The sequence below is a fragment of the Paenibacillus sp. MCAF9 genome (assembly GCF_052114265.1).
Taxonomy (GTDB): Bacteria; Bacillota; Bacilli; order Paenibacillales; family Paenibacillaceae; genus Pristimantibacillus.
In genome coordinates, this window is record NZ_JBFREL010000030.1 from 46,922 (window position 1) to 66,352 (window position 19,431).

General features: G+C 46.2%; 18 protein-coding genes, 1 pseudogene and 1 riboswitch. All 19 genes and pseudogenes read right to left on the reverse strand.

Features of this window, described 5'->3' with window-relative positions; all coding sequences use genetic code 11:
* Position 1: 1 nt before the first annotated feature.
* Complete coding sequence (urtB, locus tag AB4Z45_RS27425) at positions 2-907, reverse strand: urea ABC transporter permease subunit UrtB (protein ID WP_441912668.1); 906 nt, start codon at positions 905-907, stop codon at positions 2-4.
* Between the two features lie 129 nt (positions 908-1,036).
* On the reverse strand, positions 1,037-2,311 hold the full coding sequence (gene urtA, locus AB4Z45_RS27430; RefSeq protein WP_076271283.1) for an urea ABC transporter substrate-binding protein: 1,275 nt from the start codon (positions 2,309-2,311) through the stop codon (positions 1,037-1,039).
* 326 nt (positions 2,312-2,637) lie between these two features.
* Positions 2,638-2,976: pseudogene (locus AB4Z45_RS27435) on the reverse strand (iron(3+)-hydroxamate-binding protein yxeB); the annotation flags it as partial.
* A gap of 117 nt (positions 2,977-3,093) precedes the next feature.
* Positions 3,094-4,164: a peptidylprolyl isomerase gene (locus AB4Z45_RS27440; protein WP_076271280.1), complete on the reverse strand. Its 1,071-nt coding sequence runs from the start codon at positions 4,162-4,164 to the stop codon at positions 3,094-3,096.
* Positions 4,165-4,235: 71 nt separating this feature from the next.
* Positions 4,236-7,763 (reverse strand): transcription-repair coupling factor, encoded by a 3,528-nt coding sequence (gene mfd, locus AB4Z45_RS27445; protein WP_441912669.1) that lies wholly within the window; start codon positions 7,761-7,763, stop codon positions 4,236-4,238.
* Positions 7,764-7,872: 109 nt separating this feature from the next.
* The gene (locus AB4Z45_RS27450; RefSeq protein WP_339205871.1) at positions 7,873-8,103 is read right to left on the reverse strand and encodes an anti-sigma-F factor Fin family protein; all 231 of its coding nucleotides are present in this window, start codon (positions 8,101-8,103) and stop codon (positions 7,873-7,875) included.
* 63 nt (positions 8,104-8,166) lie between these two features.
* Positions 8,167-8,727 (reverse strand): aminoacyl-tRNA hydrolase, encoded by a 561-nt coding sequence (gene pth, locus AB4Z45_RS27455; protein ID WP_076271325.1) that lies wholly within the window; start codon positions 8,725-8,727, stop codon positions 8,167-8,169.
* 184 nt (positions 8,728-8,911) lie between these two features.
* Complete coding sequence (locus tag AB4Z45_RS27460; RefSeq protein ID WP_441912670.1) at positions 8,912-9,562, reverse strand: 50S ribosomal protein L25/general stress protein Ctc; 651 nt, start codon at positions 9,560-9,562, stop codon at positions 8,912-8,914.
* Between the two features lie 264 nt (positions 9,563-9,826).
* Positions 9,827-11,224, reverse strand: coding sequence for a bifunctional UDP-N-acetylglucosamine diphosphorylase/glucosamine-1-phosphate N-acetyltransferase GlmU (gene glmU / locus AB4Z45_RS27465; protein ID WP_441912671.1), 1,398 nt, complete (start codon positions 11,222-11,224; stop codon positions 9,827-9,829).
* Between the two features lie 320 nt (positions 11,225-11,544).
* Positions 11,545-11,826 carry a septation regulator SpoVG gene (spoVG, locus tag AB4Z45_RS27470; protein WP_028609566.1) on the reverse strand — a complete coding sequence of 94 codons (282 nt, stop codon included), beginning with the start codon at positions 11,824-11,826 and terminating at the stop codon, positions 11,545-11,547.
* A gap of 130 nt (positions 11,827-11,956) precedes the next feature.
* The gene (locus tag AB4Z45_RS27475) at positions 11,957-12,355 is read right to left on the reverse strand and encodes a RidA family protein (protein ID WP_235560998.1); all 399 of its coding nucleotides are present in this window, start codon (positions 12,353-12,355) and stop codon (positions 11,957-11,959) included.
* A 51-nt stretch (positions 12,356-12,406) separates the two neighbouring features.
* The gene (gene purR / locus AB4Z45_RS27480; RefSeq protein ID WP_076271323.1) at positions 12,407-13,234 is read right to left on the reverse strand and encodes a pur operon repressor; all 828 of its coding nucleotides are present in this window, start codon (positions 13,232-13,234) and stop codon (positions 12,407-12,409) included.
* Positions 13,235-13,317: 83 nt separating this feature from the next.
* Complete coding sequence (ispE, locus tag AB4Z45_RS27485) at positions 13,318-14,172, reverse strand: 4-(cytidine 5'-diphospho)-2-C-methyl-D-erythritol kinase (RefSeq protein ID WP_339205863.1); 855 nt, start codon at positions 14,170-14,172, stop codon at positions 13,318-13,320.
* Positions 14,173-14,309: 137 nt separating this feature from the next.
* Positions 14,310-14,495 carry a small, acid-soluble spore protein, alpha/beta type gene (locus AB4Z45_RS27490; RefSeq protein WP_054025797.1) on the reverse strand — a complete coding sequence of 62 codons (186 nt, stop codon included), beginning with the start codon at positions 14,493-14,495 and terminating at the stop codon, positions 14,310-14,312.
* 203 nt (positions 14,496-14,698) lie between these two features.
* Positions 14,699-14,974, reverse strand: coding sequence for a biofilm formation stimulator Veg (gene veg, locus AB4Z45_RS27495; RefSeq protein WP_053373389.1), 276 nt, complete (start codon positions 14,972-14,974; stop codon positions 14,699-14,701).
* 282 nt (positions 14,975-15,256) lie between these two features.
* Entirely contained in the window at positions 15,257-16,141 is an 885-nt protein-coding gene (gene yabG, locus AB4Z45_RS27500; RefSeq protein WP_441912672.1) for a sporulation peptidase YabG, read from the reverse strand.
* 76 nt (positions 16,142-16,217) lie between these two features.
* A complete protein-coding gene (rsmA, locus tag AB4Z45_RS27505; protein WP_076271273.1) occupies positions 16,218-17,135 on the reverse strand; it encodes a 16S rRNA (adenine(1518)-N(6)/adenine(1519)-N(6))-dimethyltransferase RsmA in 918 nt (305 codons plus the stop codon).
* 4 nt (positions 17,136-17,139) lie between these two features.
* Complete coding sequence (rnmV, locus tag AB4Z45_RS27510) at positions 17,140-17,688, reverse strand: ribonuclease M5 (protein ID WP_076271272.1); 549 nt, start codon at positions 17,686-17,688, stop codon at positions 17,140-17,142.
* Between the two features lie 124 nt (positions 17,689-17,812).
* On the reverse strand, positions 17,813-18,961 hold the full coding sequence (locus tag AB4Z45_RS27515; RefSeq protein ID WP_441912673.1) for a ubiquitin-like domain-containing protein: 1,149 nt from the start codon (positions 18,959-18,961) through the stop codon (positions 17,813-17,815).
* 248 nt (positions 18,962-19,209) lie between these two features.
* A riboswitch (cyclic di-AMP (ydaO/yuaA leader) is annotated at positions 19,210-19,390 on the reverse strand.
* Positions 19,391-19,431 lie beyond the last annotated feature (41 nt).

The window sequence follows — 19,431 nt, forward strand, 5'->3', positions numbered from 1 at the left end:
CCTAGTCAAGCGACCGCGAACGCATGGCAACGAGTCCCATAGGCTTCCATTGGAGGAAAGCAACTATACAGACAAACACTAGCACCTTGCCAAGCGAAGCATTCGTCCAATACTCAAACAACGTATTAAACATTCCAATCCCTGTTGCCCCGAGCACTGTCCCAACCAACTTGCCGACTCCGCCAAGCACGACGACCATAAAGGCATCAACGATATAATAAGTGCCAAGGGACGGGCCGATAGGGCCAAGCAGCGTTAACGCACAGCCGGCAATGCCGGCAATACCCGAGCCGATAGCGAAGGTCATCGCATCCACTCGTCTTGTCGAAACGCCAAGGCATGCAGCCATATCGCGATTTTGCATCACTGCCCGCATCCTTCTGCCTTCATGGCTGCGGTAAATATAGAAATACATAGCAATTAAACAAGCGATAACGAGTCCGATGATGAATAACCTTTTGTAAGGAAGCAATGTTCCATCCATAATCTTTAAGCCGCCATTTAGCCATGCTGGGCTTGTGACTGCAACGTTTGGCGCCCCAAAAATAGATCTTGCAAGCTGCTGCAGTACGAGACCCACACCCCAAGTGGCGAGCAAGCTATCAAGCGGCCGTCCATATAGAAAGCGAATCAGCGACATTTCGAGAATGAGACCAATGATAAATGCAACGATAAAGCTGACCGGAATGGACAATACAAAATACCAATCAAACATCGATTTCGGCAAATAATCATGAAACACATTTTGCGTCAAATACGTGGAGTACGCACCGATCATAATTAACTCGCCATGCGCCATATTGATGACCTTCATCAAGCCAAACGTAATCGCAAGCCCCAAAGCAACCAGCAATAAAATGGAGCTGATGCTTAAACCATTAAATAGTTGCAGCAGAAACACTTCCATATGACCGCTCCTCTCTAGCGTAAACGGCTGTCGCCTTCCTCTGTCACAAAAAAAGCAGAAGGGAGCATTCGAAGCGATCGAATACTCCCCCATTAATTGCTGTGTATTAGACCATTGTTTGCTTATGGATTATTGCGTTGGTTGAATACTTGCTGCCCAGTCGTAGCCTTTGAGATACGGATCCGGCTTAACCGCTTCACCTGAGTTCCACAGCTCCTTGAATTGGCCGTCCGCTTGCACTTCGCCAATACGAACCGTTTTATAAATATGCTGAGTAGCGCCGTCAATTTTCACTTTTCCTTCTGGAGCATCCCACTCCAGCTCTTTGGCTGCTTCCTTTACTTTATCTACGTCCGTGGAGCCTGCTTTCTCGACCGCCTTTGCCCACAAGTAGACCGCTGTATAGCCGGCTTCGATAGGGTCCGCCGTTACGCGCTCATCACCGTATTTCTTTTTGTAGTTTTCGACGAACGTTTTGTTAGCTGGCGTATCCGTTGTTTGATAATAGTTCCACGCCGCCAAATGGCCTTCCAGCACATCGACGCCAATACCGCGGATCTCTTCTTCTGCAACCGATACTGACAATGTAGTCAAATCTTTAGCTGTAATGCCTGCATCCTTCAATTGCTTGAAGAACGCAACGTTGCTGTCACCGTTAAGCGTGTTGTATACGACATCTGGTTTAGCTTCTTTGATCTTGCTGATTAGCGTGCTGTAATCTGTATGGCCTAGCGGCGTGTATTCTTCTCCAACCAGTTCGCCGCCTTCAGCCTTCAACTGTTCTTTAATTACGAGGTTTGCGGTACGAGGGAATACATAGTCCGATCCGAGTAAGTAAAATTTCTTGCCGCGGTTTTCAAGCAGCCACGAGACAGATGGAACGATTTGTTGGTTTGTCGTAGCGCCTGTATAAAAAATATTCGGAGAAGATTCAAGACCTTCATATTGCACCGGATACCACAGCAGGCCATTTAACTCTTCGAATACCGGCTTCATTGCTTTCCGGCTTGCGGATGTCCATCCACCAAATACGGTAGCCACTTTATCTTCGGAAATAAGCTTGCGTGCCTTCTCAGCGAAGGTCGGCCAATCCGAAGCGCCGTCTTCAAGTACAGGTACAATCTTTTTACCTAAAACGCCGCCTGCTGCATTAATTTCATCGATAGCCATCATTTCAGCATCGATAACCGATACCTCGCTAATTGCCATGGTGCCGCTCTGTGAGTGCAATATTCCCACTTTTATTTCCCCGTCCGCTCCCGATCCGGCATTGGCAGCATTCGTAGGTTTATCTGTTTCCCCATTCGTAGATGCTGGTTTGTTGTTGTTTGCGCCACAACCTGTCAATACGATCGTTAAAGCTACAAACATAAGGCCAAATGAATAAAACATTCTCTTTTTCATCTTCCCACTCCCCATCGCTTCATATTTGTCTCTATATTTCCGAACATTTACATGGAATTAACTTCCATTGTTCGTGCTTTTATTATAGATTGGGAATTAAGTTAATGTCAATATAGTTAACACTAATTTTTTCAAGGGATACATTTTCACTTAAAAATGGTCATTTAGGGGTGTTTTATTTATGTTTATGTTAGGTATAATGACACTTGTTTGTCGTTGTACTTCTTTTATGTACGAAAGATTGAATGTATGACATTTTTATTTACATAAAAAACCCAACCTAAGGCAAATGCCTCAAGTTGGGTTAACTTGTTTAAATTCATATGTTATTTTTTATTTTCTTCTGCTCTTGCAATAAGCATGTCTACAATAAGATCGACTTGTCCGCTTATAGCAATAGGATCATAACGATAGAATGTATTAAAATCATTTTCAAAATATTGATTGTTTTTCACGGCGTCTAAGCTTTTCCAAACCGCTAAGTCTGTCAGCTGCTTAATCGCCTCACCCTTCTTCTCCGGGTCATAGACGGTCACCGCTTGACCCGATCTGCCCGAATTTTCGCCAAACATCCATATTTCGCCTTTATCTGTAAGCTCAAAAATGCCGACTGTCGTATTTTCATCGACAACACCTTTCAGCTTCTCGCGGCCCGCTTTTGGCTTCACGCAGCAAATATTGATTTGTGTTCAGCATACAATCCATCCTTACTCACCATAGTTTCAGGAAAAAGACCCCTTAACCGGTGAATGGTTAAAGGGTCTGACATGTTTGTCTTGCACTTATTTCGTTGCAGGTGCTTCTGTAGCAGGCGCATCCGTAGCTGGAGCATCCGTAGCCGGCGTTTCTTCGCCAGCAGGAGCATCGCTGGCAGGAGTGTCACTTGCTTTTGGAAGCTTAATGACGATTTCTTGCTTAGGAAGCTCGTCTGTCATGTATTTGTTCATTTTCTCAGAAGCAACGGTACCTTTTACTGATTCTTTATCTGCATCAGTTAATTTATCAAATGCTGGCGTATCACGTTTCTCAACAAGGATAACATGGTAGCCAAAATCTGTTTTCACAGGCTCGCCAATAACGCCAATTTCTTGTTTATAAGCAGCTTGTTTAAATTCTTCTACCCATTGACCATTCTTCTTGTCCGCATATAGACCGCCTGCGTCCTTCGAGCCTGGATCATCGGAATATTCTTTGGCAAGGGCAGCCCAATCTCCGCCTGCTGCCAGCTTGTCTTTCACTTCTTTAGCGCGAGCCAAAGCTTCTGCATCCGTGCGAATCTCTTTTTCTTCTTGTGTAGTTGGATCCGTTGTTTTGGTTGATACCAAGATGTGGCGAACAGAAACGGTTGCATAGTTAATACCGTTCTTTTCATATTCTGCTTTCATTTCTTCCTCAGTTACTTGAGCGTTCATATGAGCTACAAGCTTGGAAGTCATAAGCAAATAGTTTTCCATATCTTTGTCTTTTAATTTTTTAGCATCTACAGCAGCTTTCAATTCCGCATCTTGGGAAAGTGCTGTTTTATACTGCTTCATTTGCTCTTTTACTTCTGTTTCAGCCTTTTTAACGTCTTCCTTAGAAGCCTGGCTGCTTAAAATTTTGTAGGAAATATACTGCTGGAGCAGCTGCTCCTTAAATTGCGGAATTTCAATAACTTGCGCATACGCTGGCTGCATTACCGTAAATACATCCAAATACTTGTTGAATTCCTTGTCTGTCACATTGCCGCCTTTATAGGTTGCAACTTCTGTTTCCTTCGCGCCGCCGCATGCCGCCATCGTCAAGACCAGCACGACTGCCACGATAAGCAGCGCGCCTTTGCGCCATGCCGATTTGCGTGAACTGTGTAACATGTTGAATCCCCTTTCATATTGAGAACTTGATAGTATTGTATCAGAAAAGGGGCGTATAAAGCGAATCTTGTCTATGTTGTCGCATCTTGCAATTCGTCTTTATAAAGGAGAACATCCTTGTACGCTTGCAAAAATTGTTCAATCATATGAATTTTCTGCTCCATATTCAATCCCTTGCCGCGCAGCAAAATACTTGGGTTTGGCTCCTGCTCGCTGCCCTGCTTAAAGCGGTTCTCATGCTTCAGACAAAGCTGATCAACCTTCTTACGGTCAATCCTCCGCTTCTCGCCAGCTGCGTAACGAAGCAGCAGATCATCACCTTTGCCGCTGAGCTGTTCAATACCATACATCGTGCCATACACTTTTAATCTAGCCACTGCGAGCAAATTGCTTACCGCTTGCGGTAAATCGCCAAAACGATCCACAAGCTCATCAATCACATCATCTGCCTCTTCGAACGTTCGGATAGCAGCCACTTTTTTATAGATCTCAATTTTTTGGATGCTGTCATAAATGTAATCCGAAGGCAAATAAGCATCTACGCTAATATCAATAAGCATGCTAACTGGCTTCTCTTCTTTGATTTCTTCGCCGCTCATCTCCGCTTTGCGCTTCGCGATCTCATCAGCCAGCATTTGCGAATACATGTCGAAGCCTACCGAGGCAATAAAGCCATGCTGCTCCGCCCCAAGCAGGTTGCCCGCTCCACGAATCGATAGATCGCGCATTGCGATTTTGAAACCTGAGCCGAGCTCAGTAAATTCTTTGATGGATTGCAGACGCTTCTCCGCAACCTCCGTAAGCACCTTATCCCGTTGATACGTGAAATACGCGTATGCAATACGATTCGAACGACCAACGCGGCCGCGCAGCTGATACAGCTGAGAGAGTCCCATTTTGTCAGCATCATGTACAATAAGCGTATTCACGTTCGGAATATCGACGCCTGTCTCAATAATGCTGGTGCTTACCAGAACATCGGATTCGCCATCGAGGAAATCAAGGATGGTCTTCTCCAGCTCCTGCTCTGACATTTGCCCATGGCCGACCGCAACTCTAGCACCTGGTACAAGCGCGTTGATTTGCTCCGCCATCTGGTAGATGCCTTGAACACGGTTATACAAGTAATAGACTTGGCCTCCACGTGCCAGCTCGCGCTCTATCGACTCCCGTACGAGGGACGGGCTGTATTCCACCACATAGGTTTGCACAGGGAAACGATTTTCCGGCGGCGTTTCAATAACAGACAAGTCCCGCACGCCAAGCATCGACATATGAAGCGTTCTTGGAATCGGTGTCGCAGTCAGCGTAAGCACGTCGACATTAGTTTTCAGCTTCTTCAGCTTTTCCTTATGCGATACGCCAAAACGTTGTTCCTCATCCACGATCAAAAGGCCGAGCGATTTGAAAATAATATCCTGCGACAGCAGTCGATGCGTCCCAATAACGACATCTACTGTTCCCGCCTTCAGGCCCTTCATCGTTTCATTCTGTTCCTTGCGTGAACGGAAACGGCTGAGAACCTGGACGTTAATCGGATAACCTGCAAAACGCTCGCGGAATGTCTCATAATGCTGCTGCGCCAAAATAGTCGTCGGAACTAGCACTGCTACCTGTTTGCTGTCCATTGCTGATTTGAAGGCAGCACGAATGGCAACCTCGGTTTTCCCGTAACCGACGTCTCCGCATAACAGCCTATCCATCGGCTGGGTTTTCTCCATATCCTTCTTAATCTCTTCGATCGCTCTGAGCTGGTCGCGCGTCTCGTCATAAGGGAACATCGCTTCGAACTCATTCTGATACGACGTATCTTGTCCAAAAGCGTACCCTGGAGCCGTCTGCCGCTCCGCATACAGCTTGATCAAATCATCAGCAATATCCTGAACGGATGCTTTTACTTTGCTCTTCGCTCGCGTCCATTCACTGCCGCCGAGTTTATTGACCTTAGGCTCTTTATCTTCATTGCCGACATACTTCTGAATCATATCCACTTGCTCGATTGGAACAGACAGCTTATCGCCGCCAGCATAGAGAATATGCAAATAATCTTTATGAATACCTGCTATTTCTAGCGTGCCTATACCTACATACTTGCCTATACCATGATTATGGTGAACAACATAGTCACCGACTTTAAGCTCTGTATAGCTCTTAATACGCTCGGCATTATCAACTTTTTTATCCATTTTCCGGGCTTTGCGCTGCTTCTGGGAGAACATCTCGCCTTCAGTAATAATGACAAGGTGAGAGGATGGCAGCTCAAAACCGGACTGCAAATTACCTTCTAGCAGAGTAGGCGTCTCAATGCTATAGTCGTCAAGAACTCGGCGCATGCGTTCCATACGCTCTGCATTGCCGGCAAGCATCATTACTGTGGCACCCGTCTTGCGCCAACGTTCCATTTCTGCCTTCAGCACATTCATTTGTCCATGAAAATTTTGCATCGAGCGGCTTGTCATGTTCAATATATTTTGCGGCTGCGAATGCGGGATTTGCCTTAAGAATAAGGACAGGAACAGCGTTGGAAACGGACGGTGATGCAAAATCTCCTCTGTATCGCGGGCTAGAGCAAGATCCGGAAGCGACTTGCCGTTTTGCAGCAAATGCATGGACCATTCCGCTTCATCCCGCTCCAATTGCTTCGCTGTCTCTATTAAACGCGTTGGCTCGTCTAGTATGAGCAGCGTATCAGCTGGCATATAGTCAAGAATCGTTTGACGCTCTGGGTATAACAACGAAATATATTTATAAATTTCCGGAAAATAAACATGCTCGCGCAGCCTTTCAATCTCTCCGCCCAGCTCCGTGCGAAGTCGATCCTTGGCTGTACGATCTGTCATCTTATCGAGCTGCTTCTCTAGCAGCCGCTGCGCATGATTAGCCGCAGTCTCCATACGGTGGCCGTCTGCGAGCAGCTCTTGGCATGGCGGAACCACATAAGTTTCCAAGCGATCCAAAGAACGTTGATCTGCTGGATCGAAGGTACGTATGGAATCAACGTCATCGCCAAACCATTCGATCCGGTACGCTTGTGAAGCCGTAAGCGGATAGAAGTCAACAATCCCGCCGCGCACGCTTATATCGCCGCGTAACTCTACGCGGTCAGCCCGTGTATAACCAAGAGCGGTCATTTGCCGCAGAAAAGCATCTATCGGCAGTGACTGGCCAACTTGAACCTCAACTTGCGCTTCAGCCATAACACTGCTTATAGGCAAATAGCGCCGAACGCCGGAGAAGGGCACGACAACAATCCCGCGATAGCCTTGGGACAGCTTGATCAGCACATCCATTCGCTGCGCAAGCGTCTCAGGACTCGAGATCGCCGCTTCTGCAGCTACCAGCTCATTTGCGGGATATAATAATACATTTTCTGACGAAAGACATTCCTGCAAGTCCTCCGCAATCTTCTGCGCAGAGAACATGTTATGCGTCACAACAAGCATAGGACGCTCTACATCCTCCCGCAGCGCTGCAATGAGCACTTGTCTGGAAGAGCCTGCGAGGCCAGATATCATCTGCTCACGCATGCCTTTACGAATACCGGATATAACGGACTGAACGTCCGTATCCGCGGCAAAAGCATTAATTAAAGCTTTCAACTTTTGCGACACCCCGTTTCTTTACACAATCGGAGAGTGATACGATCGCTCCCTGTACATTGAAAATAAGCCTCAGCCATCTGCTAAGGCTCATACTATTCACTTTCCGTCATTGAAGAGGACTAGTTACCAAATGAAGCTCTGGGTTCGCATCAATCGCCTCGCGGCAATAATCACAGACCACTTTTACCGTTACATCTCCATTTGGGTCATACGCTATTATATCGCTGCGTTCTTCGGGGGTCAAGAAATGGAAGCCCAGTTGATGCTCCGTTATATTTGACCCGCTAAGCGACCCCATCGATGTTCTGCAGTGCCGACAAATATAGTTTACTGCCATATGTATGCCTCCTGAAGGGTAGTTATATCCTTCAGTATGCCCTCATAATCAATTTCTAACAGATTATCGGTTAAACTTTGCCATTGTCTCCTCGAAAGGCGCCTTCAATCTAAACTCAATAGCATCACAAGCGTCAGCAACCATAGCAGACAATTTTTCATGCTCGCTCTTCGGAAAAGTGGAGAGCACATAGTCCGCAATGTTCATGCCTGGCTGCGGGCGCGAAATGCCCATCCGAACGCGGTCAAAAGTTTGCGTGCCCAAATGCTGAATCAATGATTTGATTCCGTTATGCCCGCCCGCACTGCCTTGATAGCGAAGGCGAAGCTTGCCGATCTCCGTATCCAAATCATCATAAACGATTAAGCCATCCTGAACCTCAGCCTTAAAGTAATCTAGAAAAGATCTTACTGACTCTCCAGACAAATTCATATATGTCATCGGCTTAATAAGGACAACCTTCGTGCCTTGTACGTTGCCTTCGCCGATTAATGCCTTGCATTTATTTTGCGTTACACTAATACCCCAGCGCCTTGCAAGCTCATCAATAACCATAAATCCGACATTATGCCGGGTTCCTTGATAAGCAGCACCGGGATTGCCAAGTCCTGCAATCCACCTCATTGCTCACTCCACTCCTTTACGGACAAATGTAACATAATCTATTACAAGCGTAAACATCGGAAGCCGTTCTACGTCAGAACTTTCATACTATTTTCCCCAAAAAGCAAACAACGCCGCCCTGATGAAGGACGGCGCCCGAATATGCTCGGTACTGCGTGGTATACGTAATTTGTCAAAAGAGATTCTACAGACTCTTAACGCCCTCAAGCTTCGCTTCGTTGGAGCGCGACTCTGCTTCTGTAAGCTCCACTGCAGCAGCCTCTGCTTCTTCTTCTGTAAGCTCTTTTTGCGGCGCAAGAATCGTTGCAACGACCTGCTCAGGCTCCGCTAGTAATTCCACGCCGCTCGGCAGCAACAAATCGCTTACGAGTATGCTTCCGCCAATCTCCAGCGACGATATGTCTACGGAAATAGAATCAGGAATACTGCCCGGCAAGCATTGCACCTCAAGCTCATGCAAAATCAACTGCAAGATACCGCCCTCGCGTACACCTTGAGAATCGCCTTCTGCATGAATACGAACGTTCGCCCGCACATTCTCGTTCATATTAATTTGATGGAAATCAACGTGCAGCACTTGTCTGCTCAAAGAATCACGTTGCACCTCTGCGATCATAACAGAGGTTTTTCCATGTGATGGAATATTAATTTCAAGCACCGCATTCGGCTGAGAACGCAGCAAAGCCTGCAATTCCTTACTATCCACCATGACCTGTGCTGCATCATTCAACTGTTTACCATAAATAACGCCCGGTATTTTCCCTTGGAGCCGCAATTGGCGCAACTCACCTTTCGTCGTGCCAGTTCGTTGATCCGCGTTCATAGCTATCGCCATATTGATTACCTCCTAAAAGTTTTGTGAAGCAAAACTTGCTTCGTAAGCATACACTTAGGTTTTGTGAAGCAAAAACTTGCTTCGTATGCATATGCTTAGTTTTTGTGAAGCAAAAACTCGCTTCTGTTTTGATTTCCCTATAACTTACCCACTACAGCCAAAAATTAAACTTTATTCGACATTTGCATAAAAAAAGATGCAGCAACGAATTCATCATCTGAATTCGTCACTGCATCCTGCATCCTCTATATCAACCATTTGGTATTATGATTGTTTCTTTTCTTTTTTTGCTTTTGCACGTCCACGGATTTTATCCGCATAACCTGATTTGTTCACTTGGCGCTCGCGTGCGATCGCAAGATCACCAGCTGGTACATCATGCGTAACCGTAGAGCCGGCAACCACATATGCGCCATCACCAATTTTCAATGGTGCAATCAAATTGACATTGCTGCCGATGAAGGCATTATCGCCGATTTCCGTTACAAATTTATTGTAACCGTCATAATTGACCGTTATGGCGCCGCAGCCGATATTAACGTCTTTGCCAACCTTAGCATCGCCAACGTAGCTTAGATGCGATACTTTGCTGCCATCATCAAGCGATGCGTTTTTGAGCTCCACAAAGTCACCAACTTTGCAGCCTACGCCAAGCTTCGAGCCTGGACGCAAATTAGCGTATGGCCCCACAGCGCTTGTATCGCCAATTACCGATTCAGAAACAACTGAATATTTAATCGCGACGCCGTTGCCGATCGTACTGTCCGCAATATCAGCTTGAGGACCGATAACGCAATCTTCTCCGATAATTGTTGACCCGCGAAGCACTGTACCTGGATATATGACGGTGTCAGACCCGATCTGAACACCTGCTTCGATATAAGTTGAGGACGCATCAATCAAAGTGACGCCGCCAAGCAGATGATTGCGGTTAATTCGATCGCGCATGAAACGCTCTGCCTCAGCAAGCGCCACGCGGTCATTCACGCCGATGGCTTCTGACACATCTTTCGTACAGTAGCCTTGGACGGATTCGCCCGCTTCACGGAATATTCCGATAACATCCGTCAAATAATACTCGCCTTGTGCGTTATTACTCGTTACCTTAGCAAGCGCAGCGAACAGCTTCTCATTGTCGAAGCAATATGTGCCTGTATTAATTTCTTTAACTGCCGCTTCTTCAGCCGAGCAGTCCTTTTGTTCAACAATCCGCTGTACAGTACCATCTTCGCCACGAATAACGCGGCCATAGCCTGTAGGATCGTCAAATGAAGCTGTCAGAACCGTTGCAGCCGCTCCGCTCGAATGATGCAGCTCAAGCATGGCTTCAATTGTCGAAGCTTGCACAAGCGGAGTATCGCCGCAAATCACAATCGTCGTACCTTTCTCGCCGCCAAGCAGTGCTTCCGCTTGCAGCACCGCATGACCGGTACCGAGCTGCTGCTCCTGCAAGACGTATTCAGCGCCATCGCCCAAATACGATTTAACCTTTTCAGCTCCGTGACCTACAATAACGACCGCGCGCTCCGCAGCCGCTTCCTTCACAACATCAAGCACATGGCCTACCATCGGCTTGCCGCACACCGGATGCAGCACCTTATATAACTTCGATTTCATACGCTTGCCCTGTCCTGCAGCAAGCACAATCGCCATAACCTTCAAATGAAAGACCCCCCTAGACCTGCAATAAATGATTATTTTAGTATAGCTTTATAAGTGTGAAAAAAGTGCTATCTTCATCAGCAAACGCTGAAAGCTGCAATGATTCAAGTCGTACATCCTATTCCATTATACGAATATGTTGCTCGATTTCCAAGTGTATGGAATCGCTGCCTGTCATTCTACACTACAACTTATTCGTTTCATAGTAAAAAGATAAGTCGCACGTAATCACATGCTTAGCAATCACCTCTCGCAAAAAAAAGAGAAGAGAGCCATGGCTCTCTTCTCCAATCAACCCCAAAAACATAAAATGCAGTGCCTTAAGCTCCTTCTTCAATCGCAACTTCTTCTGCTGCGCGCTCGTATTCAGCGAGAACAGCAGCCTGGATTTTCTCCCGGGTGGTTGAAGAGATCGGATGAGCGATATCCCGAAATTCTCCATCCGGAGTACGTTTGCTTGGCATTGCAACGAACATACCATTGTTTCCATCGATGACACGAATATCGTGAACAACGAATTCATTATCAATAGTAATGGATGCGATTGCCTTCATACGCCCTTCGGAATTTACACGGCGGAGTCTGACATCAGTAATTTGCACTTGTGTTCACCACCTTTGTCTATCAGAGACTTGGTGTATACTTCCACGTTTTTGTGCCAATTCCTTCTACATTTTTGGTAAATTCATACTCAATTTAAAATATTTTTTTTATTTTGAATCTTTTTCGTTTTCATTCGACAATTGTCGATGCAATGACCTCTATTTCGACAAGAACATCCTTTGGCAGCCTTGCGACCTCCACGGCCGAACGAGCCGGTTTATGCTCTCCGAAGTAAGAGGAGTAGATACCATTTACCGTTGCAAATTGATTCATATCTTTCATAAATACGGTCGCTTTTACGACATCCTGAAAGCTGGCACCTGCAGCATCAAGCACGGCCTCTAGATTTCTAAACACCTGATGAGTTTGTTCCTCAATGCCGCCATCAACAAGCTGCCCAGCCGCATCGAGCGGAATTTGTCCTGAAGTGAACAATAATCCTCCGAGCTTAATCGCTTGCGAATAAGGTCCGATTGCTGCAGGAGCTTTGTCCGTTGCAATCACTTGCATTTGTTGCTTTGTTGTCATGATGGTCCCAGCCTTCCTAACAAGATGTAATAAGCTCTCATTTACACGTATCTATTCTTTAAAATAGTTGCCTGGAATTACCGTCGTTTGTTTTGTCTTCATATCAACAGCCGTCAGTTTAGCTAGTGAGACATAGTCCTCAAGAAGCCGTTCCTCGAGTTCTACCTCGCCTGACTCAACAAATACGCCAACGCCTGCGACGATAGCTTTAAATTCAAACAGCAAATCCATCATGCCTTGGATCGTTCCGCCTGCCTTCATAAAATCATCGATAATGAGAACGCGGGATTGCTCCTTAAGCGCTCTGCGTGCGAGTGACATCGTCTGAATCCGCTTGGTTGATCCTGATACATAGTTGATACTCACTGCAGAGCCTTCCGTTACCTTATTGTCACGCCGTACAATAACAACCGGAATATTCAAGCACGCAGCTGTAGCGTAAGCTAGAGGTATTCCTTTTGTCTCAACGGTCATAATGACGTCGATCTTCCGGTCTGCGAACGCAGTTGCAAACATTCTGCCGACATCCGCGAGAAGCTCCGGTTGGCCTAACATATCCGTTATATACAAATAACCGCCGGGAAGGACCCTTTCAGGCTGCTCTAACTGGCGGCATATGCTTGTCATAATGGTAAGAGCCGTCGTTTCTTGCATCTTAGGCGTATATCTTACTCCGCCTGCTGCTCCTGCAAGTGTATGAAGCTCGCCGATACCTTCTTCCTCAAACACTTCTTTTATGATCGCCAGGTCCTCACTAATTGAAGACTTTGCCGATTGATATCGATCAGCAAATGCTGTCAGTGAAATTAACGTGTGGGGTCGACTTAACAGGTATTGGGTCATCTCTACCAACCGCGAGCTCCGTTTCAACTTTTTCAAACACATCTCCCCCCACCTAAATCCGAATATTATAATGTAAATATAACATTTTTATACGGATTTAATCAAGGAGAACGTCAGCCTTATGTGAGCATTCTTACCACATATACTTCTTTGCAGAAACCGCGGAGCCCATTATAAATACGAGGAAGCTTGGCTTCCTTCGACACAAGGCCGAATACAGTAGGCCCGCTGCCAGACATAAGCACACCGTCGGCACCAAGCCGAATCATACTTTCCTTCAGCTGCATAACCTCAGGATGCACATCCAGCGTAACTTTTTCGAGTACGTTGCCAAGTCCTTCACATATATCGGCAAAAGAGCCGCGCTCAAGTGCACCAACCATATTTGAAATGGATGGATGCTCTTTAAGCTCATTTGCGCGGAATCTGCCATATACGTCAGCCGTCGATACATTGATTGGCGGCTTGGCAAGTACAACCCAGCATTGCGGAGGATTGGCGATATGTTCAAGCTTCTCACCACGTCCCCTTGCGATTGCAGTGCCGCCTGTTACACAGAACGGAACGTCAGAGCCAAGCTCTGCGCCTAGCTTGCACAGCTCGTCCTCAGGGATCTGCAGCTTCCACAAACGGTTTAGCCCTCGCAGAGCAGCAGCAGCATCACTGCTTCCACCAGCGAGTCCCGCAGCGACTGGTATCTTTTTGTCTAAATGAATATATACGCCTTGCTTAACATCATAACGGTCTTTAATAAGCCTAGCTGCCTGAAACGCTAAGTTCTTCTCATCTAACGGTATGTATCCAACTTGGCTTGAAATAATGATCGTATCTCTAGGTAGCTCTTCCATTTCAAGTCGGTCTGCAAGGTCAACCATGGTCATAATCATTTCGACTTCATGGTAGCCGTCATCACGCTTGCGGAGTACATCGAGCAATAAATTAATTTTGGCAGGAGCTTTTTCATAAATTTTCATCTGATAAGTTCACCCGTTCGTTCGTAAGCTTAAGCATCATTATATCAAACCAACGCAATAAAAGCTAAGAGATGACAATCGAATGTTTTTCGACAGTCATCCGCTTAGCTTTTTCACGTATAAATAGGAGCCGTCACTTAGGGTTGATTTGTTTTGGCAGCAGCCTGTTCAGCGATTTGTATTGCGCGTTTCACCATATTTCCGGCATCCTTCGCGCGTATGCTTCCCCAGCCCTCTTGCTGCACCGTATCATAAAAACCAAGATCTTTGGCAAGCTCATATTTCAATTCCTCAGACATTACTCCGCGTCTTCTGCGACCCATTTCATTACCTCCATATTCGAATTTACGTCATTCTAATCAAAATATACGGCTGTCACTATTGCACAGGTAGTATGCTTCAATTGACAAGCGACCATACGGAGATGGAAATGGCCGCCTTCTTTTCGCAAAGCTAAATGAATGGACGCAAAAAAAAAGCGCAGATGCTATTCTGCGCTAACATGCCTCACTAGGCGATATATATTCTATTGTTGCAAATGGGCGATACGGACTTGACCTTCATCATTGCATACGGTCACTTCCACCGACTCAGTCAGTATGTCCGCATAGCTGTAAGAGACACGCTTAAAGGCATGCTGCTCTTCATCCAGCTTTACAATGAAAACAGAAGGGTAGGTTTCTTCCAACGTACCGGTTCGTTCGATGGTCTTTCGTCGTCCACCGTTCGCTCGAAGACGGATTTTGGAGCCAACATGAGCTTCCAAGCTGCGTTTAATATCCAATAGCGCATTTTTTGCCATTGTCCACTACCACCTCTTTCCTTGTCCATTATAACCAAAAGGAGGAGGGTTGTCAAACAAAGCAAAATATTATATCAGTCGGTATATTTACTTGTCAACGGTGATTTCACCCATTTTTTAAAAAACCATACATAACGAAGCAAAAAATATACATATTAAGAAGTTGATTCAATTTAAACGTAACTTTTGATACAAAATTGTGGCGAAAAAGACATGTTTGATTAGACTATTTTCAGCCTGAAAATAGTCTCTATTCATCCCTTCAGAACATATCGTTATCTGTTACTGCTTTAAAACAGAGTTCGGTGACGTAATTTTTGGCTTTGGCAGACCTACACGGAAGCTGCCCATTGTCTCAATACCGCCCACGCCGTCAATTCCGCTTATCGTACCATGAATGACATCTGCTAAGTTAATCGTGTCTTTTATGGATGTATAGCTTGCTTTAATCGCTATATAAACAGGATCGAGCGCATGAATCAATATTCGTCCTGGCGAGCTTGCAAAGTTTGAGCCCACTTGCAGCAACGCTTCAAAATGGGATTGGCAAGCACCTGCAATAACGATCAACCCGTCACGGCTTCTCTCATATTCTCTAGCGACGCGTACGGCATTAACGAAATGTTGTGAGTTTTTATAGCTGCTTAAACTGTACAGATCCATGGGCAAACGGCTTTTCAGTACGCCATCATGACCTGTTATTACGACAATATCCGGTTGAATTTGGGGCAGCAGACGGTAAAGCACATCAGCCATCTGAGACTCATGCACATGGAGACCGTGGGAAGGAACTTGCATCGTATTGTACAGCTGCATGCTCTTCTTCAAATAATTACTATCACCATCAAGGTGAAGTACCTTTCCTGGCACTTCAAAGAATGGTTGAGTCTGCTGCAGCGCATGCCGAATATGCTCCTCATTCTCAACCGCTTGACGTTCCCGTTCAGAATGCATGCGTCTTAATGAATTATTCACTTTAATTCGAACTTCTTGCACCGCACTTGTCGTTTCTGGATCGCGTATGACCGACAAATCAGGAATCGGAGCATCCGCAAGCAATCGGTAATCCGTGCCTTTCAGAACGGCAGTATGTGTACGAATAGCCTCAACCTTGAACAGCACGTCACCGCCATACGATTTGCGGACGACCAGGTCCCCTTGCTTCATGGGTAAATCACCTCTTCGTCTATCCTATGGGCAGAACGTGCGAATGGTGAGTATTTTATGATGAAACGGCCTAGCTCTACCAGCCGGCCTCCAGCATGCTGCGGCTAATCCGCGCAAATTCCTCGAGCGACAACGTCTCACCGCGTCTTATAGGGTCAATATCGTTGCTTAAAAGCATTTCCGTTAATGCTTCGCGGCGCTCCTTGCCCACGAATGCAGTTAGATTATTCGCCAGTGTCTTCCGTCGCTGAGCAAAGCTGGCTTGCACCACTTTAAAGAAATGATCCTCATCGGGTACATCAACAGCAGGCTTGTCACGCAAAGACAGCTTAATAACGGCTGAATCTACATTTGGCTGCGGTATAAACACCGTATGAGGCACCATGCAGACAACCTTAGGCACGCAGTAATATTGAACGGCTACACTGAGGCTGCCATATTCCTTGCCGCCTGGCTTCGCTGCCATCCGCTCCGCGACTTCCTTCTGAATCATGACGACGATATGCTCAAGCGGCAGCTTCTCTTCAAGCAGCTTCATAAGAATTGGCGTTGTCACATAATAAGGCAAGTTGGCAACAACACTTACACCTGTTACGTCCGCAAACTGCTCTTCGAACAGCTTCTTCAAATCAAGCTTAAGCACATCGCCATGAATGACGGTTGTATGCTCCTCGCCCTCCAGCACATCCTTCAAAATCGGAATGAGCCTATTGTCGATTTCGACAGCCGTCACCTTACCAGCCGCTTTGGCAAGCCGCTGTGTGAGCGCGCCAATACCGGGGCCGATTTCAAGCGCGCCCTTCGTTTCATCAAGCTCAGCTGCCGCTACGATGTTATTCAGTATATTTTGATCGATCAGAAAGTTTTGTCCCAAACTCTTTTTGAAGGAAAAACCGTATTTCGCAATGATTTCTTTGGTGCGTTTGGGCGTAGCCACCTCTATCGCGGATGGCTTTACCGTTTCCTTGCTAAGCTCACTATGCTCTTGACTCATTTAGCTATCCCTCCAGTTCCTTTTCCATTTGACGGAAAGCTTCCGTAAACTCTGCTTTGGAAATCCGAAAGCTTGTACAGCGCTTATAGAACTGCTTGCCATTCGCATAACCAATTCCGAGCAGCTTGCCTATAACCAAGCGACGATTAGACGCATCAGGATGTACAATAAGACCTGCATCCATTAAGTCTTCCCAGCTGATTTCTCCCGCTTCATCTGCCGATTCTGTACGGAGCTCAGAGAGCGCCGCACGAATAGCTTCGGGACTCGCATTTTCGATGCCGATGTCCCCTTTGTACAAAGCCTTCTCCTGCGGCAAAAAAGCATGCTTGCAACCTGGCGCATGACGCGCCACAATTTTGCGAATGCGTTCTCCTGCATGATCAGGGTCTGTGAATATAATAACGCCGCGACGCTCGTTGGCCAGCGCAATCCTCTTCAATACATCCTCACCGATAGCGGAACCATTCGTCTCTATGGTATCTGCATCTACCGCCCTTTTTATTGCAACGGTATCATCTTTGCCTTCAACGACAATGATCTCTTTGATCACCAAGATCATCCCCTTCTACATAAACTGTATTAGACCCTTAGACATGCAAAAAGAAGAGGCAGTGCCTCTCCTTATGATGGCATATTTAATTGATTATTGCGATAAGATGATGGTAACCGCACAATTAGCTTGCAGTTGGTTTATTCGGCCCCAGCACATATACGGTGATGCCTTTTTTCCTGCCGAATTTGTTCGCAATCTTTGTACTATCAAAGTATACGTCGATTTTGTTGCCTTTAACCGCACTTCCTTTATCCTCAGCGCGGCGGAAACCGATTCCTTCAATATAAACCCACCAACCGATAGGAATAACCTTCGGATCAACAGCTATCGTCCGACCCTCTTGCACACGAGTGCCTGATGATGTAATCCCGTATTCCGGATGGCTTTCATCTTTGCCTGTTGAAGAGAGGTCTGCAGAATAAGCAGTCAACGTGACATTTTTAAGTACTTTTCTCGCCTTAAACGTTACACCGCTCTTCGTAAGCGAAGTAAAGCTCGGGCTCTTGTTTGAGAGCACAGATACTTTAGGCTCTTCCTTCTTCGTTCCGATGGCGACAACCTGATTAACCGCAGCGGTTTCAACCACTTTGCTGACCATCTTCTTCGATATAAGAATACCGTCCTCGTACTGCTTCTCGATACTCTCTACGATCAGACCTTCCTTGCCGGGTTGAACAAGCTTCTGCTTGCCCGCTTCCAGCGTTGGATCGTTCTTCTTCACAATAGAGAATGGCATTGCACGCTCTGTCTCGGCTACCTTCTTATCTACGCGAACGACGGTTACAGTCAATTCGTTTTCCAAAACGGTATGAAGCGGAGGTATTACTTTATCTTGACCACGAACTGGAATATGTAATTCCTCGATCGCTGCCTGCACTGTTCTCTCTGTCGTATATACAGTAGAGGTCTTGCCATCAGCCTTCACAATTACCGGTATCGCATGAGTCACCTCTATACGATCTCCGTCCTTTATTGCCGCATTAAGCGGTATGGACACCTCATCATGTGGTCCAATTGCGATAGCTTGTTCATCCAGTAGGCGTTGCAGGACCCATTGCTTCGTTTCCACAATGGTTTCTTGTCCGTTCACTACTACGGAGACGCTTTTGACAGCCGTTCCGTACAACAACACCAAAAACATGAAAGTCATAGCGATTGAGATAGTAGCACTCAAAAGAATCAAACGCAAGTTTTCACGCTTCCATCGCAATGCGAAAGACATGCTGGATGATCGTTTCCCATGGGTGTCCTTAACCTGGAGTATTCCCACTTCATCGGTCCTCCTTCATAGCCCCGCCGCCAAGTGTTACGCATGATACAACTGACGCGACTATAGTATATTGGCGTGCGAGCACGCAATCCAGTACTGCTATCGATCCTCCCACCCCCATCTTTTATCCCTATGTCGACAAATTCCCGATTATTCGAAAATAAAAAGAAGCCGTCGACAGAGGATCTGTTTCGTGGCTTCCCGGTTAAATGATTCACTGGGATACAGAAAAATGGATGCACGAGGTTGATCACTCTCTATAACGCTTGCGAGGTTAGCTGACGGATTCGGACAAGAGAGTCGCCCTATTCGTTACACAATGCTCATGGCAATGGCTTCGAAATTCACCCCTGAAGAATTCAAAATACGGTTTCAAAAACCGTACATGGTTCCCCCGCTCTCCGAATGGAGATTAAGCGTAAACTGGAAATCCAATACAAAATTTTATTGCTCTGAGATGAATCATACCT

What these genes read in the sequence shown, in the direction of transcription:
- urtB (WP_441912668.1), bottom strand. Translation starts at nt 907, where the DNA reads ATGGAAGTGTTTCTGCTGCAACTATTTAATGGTTTAAGCATCAGCTCC.
- urtA (WP_076271283.1), bottom strand. Translation starts at nt 2,311, where the DNA reads ATGAAAAAGAGAATGTTTTATTCATTTGGCCTTATGTTTGTAGCTTTA.
- AB4Z45_RS27440 (WP_076271280.1), bottom strand. Translation starts at nt 4,164, where the DNA reads ATGTTACACAGTTCACGCAAATCGGCATGGCGCAAAGGCGCGCTGCTT.
- AB4Z45_RS27450 (WP_339205871.1), bottom strand. Translation starts at nt 8,103, where the DNA reads ATGGCAGTAAACTATATTTGTCGGCACTGCAGAACATCGATGGGGTCG.
- pth (WP_076271325.1), bottom strand. Translation starts at nt 8,727, where the DNA reads ATGAGGTGGATTGCAGGACTTGGCAATCCCGGTGCTGCTTATCAAGGA.
- AB4Z45_RS27460 (WP_441912670.1), bottom strand. Translation starts at nt 9,562, where the DNA reads ATGGCGATAGCTATGAACGCGGATCAACGAACTGGCACGACGAAAGGT.
- AB4Z45_RS27475 (WP_235560998.1), bottom strand. Translation starts at nt 12,355, where the DNA reads ATGACAACAAAGCAACAAATGCAAGTGATTGCAACGGACAAAGCTCCT.
- ispE (WP_339205863.1), bottom strand. Translation starts at nt 14,172, where the DNA reads ATGAAAATTTATGAAAAAGCTCCTGCCAAAATTAATTTATTGCTCGAT.
- AB4Z45_RS27490 (WP_054025797.1), bottom strand. Translation starts at nt 14,495, where the DNA reads ATGGGTCGCAGAAGACGCGGAGTAATGTCTGAGGAATTGAAATATGAG.
- veg (WP_053373389.1), bottom strand. Translation starts at nt 14,974, where the DNA reads ATGGCAAAAAATGCGCTATTGGATATTAAACGCAGCTTGGAAGCTCAT.
- yabG (WP_441912672.1), bottom strand. Translation starts at nt 16,141, where the DNA reads ATGAAGCAAGGGGACCTGGTCGTCCGCAAATCGTATGGCGGTGACGTG.
- rsmA (WP_076271273.1), bottom strand. Translation starts at nt 17,135, where the DNA reads ATGAGTCAAGAGCATAGTGAGCTTAGCAAGGAAACGGTAAAGCCATCC.